Here is a 3,768-nt window from a genome sequence, read left to right on the forward strand (position 1 = left end):
ATTAGCGAAATTATAGAAAAAAATCTTTTAGAATTATTAAAAAACGAGGTTATTTTGTCCAAAAAAAATATAGTTAATATTTTAAGTGATTAACTTGCTAGACCTCCCAAAAGCTAAAAAAAACCTACAAGCCCAAAAGCGAAGCTTTAGGGAAATTACTAACTTTGTAAAAAACAATTAAAATGAGTACTATCACATTAACGGAACTTTATTCTTTATTAACTGAAAAAGTAGGGAAAGAAACTGCTCAAAGTTTAACTTCTTATATCGAATCTAAAATAGAAAAAGAAGTAGAACACAACACAAAATATTTAGCTACTAGAGAAGATTTAGAAAAAGGGTTTAAAGAACAATCAAGATGGATGTTAGGCGTTTTTATAACCCTTTCGTTAATGATATTGGGATTATATGCCACCATTCTTTTGAAATAGGAATTAATTTTTATTTAGGGATAAAAATCCCTTTCAGTTAGAGCCTAACCAATATTGTGTTAGGTTTTTTTTAGCTTTTGGGAGGTCTAGCAAGTTTAATGAAATGTTACATTGTTATACTGTTATATCGCTTCGCTATCCTCATTTTTAAGATCAAATCAAAAAAGATTTGTCCTTAAAAATCGAGGGTATTTTTTTAGTGAATAGTCTAAAAAAGAAAAGCAACCCTATTGGATTGCTCTTGCTTGACTCATCAGTTTTGCGCTTCTCAAGGTCGTCCTCACGTTGCCTCTTTGTCCTTCTCCCTGACATCACAAATGTAGATAATATTTTGATTAAAAAATCAAAAGGGAAAAGAAATTTTATACCTTCGCGATAACTCTAAAATTTAGGGTAATAATTGCCCACTATTACCCTTGCAGGGTAGAGGGCTCTTTTCAGAGGGAAGTCTCCCGACGGGCACGGTCTCCGACGGTTAGAACTGGACAAAATATAAATTTAATTTTATGGTAAAATCTTTTATAAAATTCAAACCTGTTACCGCATCGAGTGAAGCTCACAACACTCGAGAATTTTCACCAAAATATTTAATTGAAAATAGTGCAGCCAATATTCATATTGTCGATTCTAAAATTGCCGATCGGTTTGAACAAATTCAAAAAAACTATCTCGAGAATGTAAAACAAAAGATGCAAGCAAAAGCAACTCCGATAAGAGAAGCCGTGATACTTTTGCCCGACAACGATAACGACACAAACCTGGAGAGATTATTTTCACTTAACGATGCTCTGAAAGAAAAATACGGCATTGATGCGTTTCAAACCCACATTCATAACGACGAGGGACACGTTGATGAAAACGGAATTAAAAAATATAATTACCACGCTCACGTTGTCTATGACTGGACAGACTCCAAAGGAAGAAATCTAAAATTAAACAAAGAGGACATGTCCGACATACAAACTTTAACAGCTGAATGCTTGAGTATGCAACGGGGTGAGAAAGGCAGTAAAAACCTAAGTTTAAACCATCGAGAGTACAGGGGGTTCATGCACCTAAAAGACCAATTAGAAAAATCTTTAAAAATCGAATTAGACGAAAAAATGCAAAAGGATATTCGACAAGCTATAAAAAACGAAAGAACCACTAAAACACAAGAAAATGAGCGAAATAAAAACATCGGAACAAATCAAGGCAGAACTAGAAAATAAAAAAGTAGCTAAAACTTATTTGTCTGAATTTGAAAACGGCATTAATCAAAAATTAAGTCATTTTGAGGTTGTTTTAGCTAGTTTTAAGCCAACTTATGAAATAAAGCATAATTATAACACCGATGAAATAAAAGCGCTTAAAAACACTTTAAATGAGATTAATTTAAAACTTCAAAAAATTTCTATTCCTGAAAAAATAGAAGTTTTAGAAAAAAAAGAAACTAAAATCGTTTTTAACGATAAAACCACTCAATTTTTGATGTGGTTCTGCGGAATTGCTTTTTTTATCGCTGTTGCTGGAGCAGTTTACGGAATTAATGCTTTTAAAGAAATTGAAGCTTTGAAAAAAACTGAATTCGAAAAAGGAGTTTTTAAAGGCAGAAATCAGATCTATAATATTTCTACTAAAAAAAGCCAAAATTTGATTGATAAAAACTATCCAGATTGGAGCAAAAAAATTGAATAGATTTTTGAACTTGCAATGTTACCAAAAGAAAGAAAACCTACCTTTTTTCGGGTTGCCGAAAATATTCCATTCACTTTGCGTAATACAATACAATAGAAAAACCTCTACAGCCTACTAGAATTAAGGGGTCGACTTAAATTAATTTAAGTCTAACTTAAATTAATTTAAGTCTAACTTAAAAAAATTTAAGTTTTTGGGGAAAATTAAGGAAAAATTGAAGAAAAAATAATTATAATAAAACTTAAATTTTTTTAAGTTTTATTATAATTATTTATACATTTACTTAAATTAATTTAAGTAATATGAAATCCAAATCTACAATAAAATTAACGCAAACAGAGGTTTCAAAAACTCTTGAGTTTTCAATTCCAAATGAAGAGGCAGAAAATGTAACTGCTGGACTTTTAAAAAACAATCATTTAAAAGGAATGTATACTGATTACTGCATAGTGAATCAAGAATTTTTGCGCTATATTCTGTCTTTAAAACTAAGTGGTATTCCAGCTAATATCTTGTTTTTCTTTTTATCTCAAATGGATAAAGAAAATAAGATATTGATCAATAATCAAATATTAATAAAAGCTTTAAAAACTTCTGAACCAAGTATTATAGCAGGTTTAAAAAAATTAGTAAAAGAGAAAGTAGTTATAAAAGTGAAGTATGGAATGTCTAAATATGAATATGAAATAAATTATGACTGCATAAATCCTCAATTTGCCTTTAAAAACAAATCTTCCCGAGAAAATGTAGTCAAACATAAGGCATTGATGGAACAAGAATCGCCATATATAAAACAATACAATACAGATGGGAATTTAGATTTAATAAACAAAAACACTGGAGAAATTTTTGACACTATAAAACAGTTTGAAAGAAAAGAAATCAAACCTAAATTTACTATAGAAGACCTTTCTGAATCTCCTTTTGATGAAATTTAATAAGTAACCAATATGATAAAAATAGAAAACGAAAAAATAGTAAGACAAAAAGCTACTTTTAAAATTAGTATATCTTCAACTAAAAAAGGTTTTAATTTAGAAATATCAAGATATACTAAACTCCCTTTGTTTCAAGATGGATTAACTCCTGAAACAAGAAAAAAACTTTTAAGTTTAGAAGCTTTTATAGGTGAAAACGGAAATTATTCTTTAAATAATATTAGCGAAATTATAGAAAAAAATCTTTTAGAATTATTAAAAAACGAGGTTATTTTGTCCAAAAAAAATATAGTTAATATTTTAAGTGATTAACTTGCTAGACCTCCCAAAAGCTAAAAAAAACCTACAAGCCCAAAAGCGAAGCTTTAGGGAAATTACTAACTTTGTAAAAAACAATTAAAATGAGTACTATCACATTAACGGAACTTTATTCTTTATTAACTGAAAAAGTAGGGAAAGAAACTGCTCAAAGTTTAACTTCTTATATCGAATCTAAAATAGAAAAAGAAGTAGAACACAACACAAAATATTTAGCTACTAGAGAAGATTTAGAAAAAGGGTTTAAAGAACAATCAAGATGGATGTTAGGCGTTTTTATAACCCTTTCGTTAATGATATTGGGATTATATGCCACCATTCTTTTGAAATAGGAAATTAATTTTTATTTAGGGATAAAAATCCCTTTCAGTTAGAGCCTAACCAATATTGTGTTAGGTTTTTTT

General features: G+C 29.1%; 6 protein-coding genes. All 6 read left to right on the forward strand.

Translation table 11 applies throughout. The annotated features are described in order from the left end of the window. Positions 1-182 precede the first annotated feature (182 nt). The 6 genes from FJV36_RS08200 to FJV36_RS08225 all read left to right on the forward strand — a co-directional run bounded on the left by FJV36_RS08200 (position 183) and on the right by FJV36_RS08225 (position 3,696). Positions 183-431 (forward strand): hypothetical protein, encoded by a 249-nt coding sequence (locus FJV36_RS08200; protein WP_158728263.1) that lies wholly within the window; start codon positions 183-185, stop codon positions 429-431. A 506-nt stretch (positions 432-937) separates the two neighbouring features. Further along, positions 938-1,642 (forward strand): Mobilization protein, encoded by a 705-nt coding sequence (locus tag FJV36_RS08205; protein ID WP_158728264.1) that lies wholly within the window; start codon positions 938-940, stop codon positions 1,640-1,642. Further along, positions 1,593-2,108: a hypothetical protein gene (locus tag FJV36_RS08210; RefSeq protein ID WP_158728265.1), complete on the forward strand. Its 516-nt coding sequence runs from the start codon at positions 1,593-1,595 to the stop codon at positions 2,106-2,108. The genes FJV36_RS08205 and FJV36_RS08210 overlap by 50 nt, the downstream gene beginning before the upstream one ends. A gap of 302 nt (positions 2,109-2,410) precedes the next feature. Next, the gene (locus FJV36_RS08215; RefSeq protein WP_158728266.1) at positions 2,411-3,046 is read left to right on the forward strand and encodes a hypothetical protein; all 636 of its coding nucleotides are present in this window, start codon (positions 2,411-2,413) and stop codon (positions 3,044-3,046) included. A gap of 12 nt (positions 3,047-3,058) precedes the next feature. Further along, positions 3,059-3,358 (forward strand): hypothetical protein, encoded by a 300-nt coding sequence (locus tag FJV36_RS08220; protein WP_158727741.1) that lies wholly within the window; start codon positions 3,059-3,061, stop codon positions 3,356-3,358. 89 nt (positions 3,359-3,447) lie between these two features. Next, positions 3,448-3,696: a hypothetical protein gene (locus FJV36_RS08225; protein WP_158728263.1), complete on the forward strand. Its 249-nt coding sequence runs from the start codon at positions 3,448-3,450 to the stop codon at positions 3,694-3,696. The last annotated feature ends 72 nt before the right edge of the window (positions 3,697-3,768 follow it).

The sequence above is a fragment of the Flavobacterium sp. I-STPP5a genome, assembly GCF_009764685.1.
In the GTDB taxonomy this organism is placed as follows: domain Bacteria; phylum Bacteroidota; class Bacteroidia; order Flavobacteriales; family Flavobacteriaceae; genus Flavobacterium.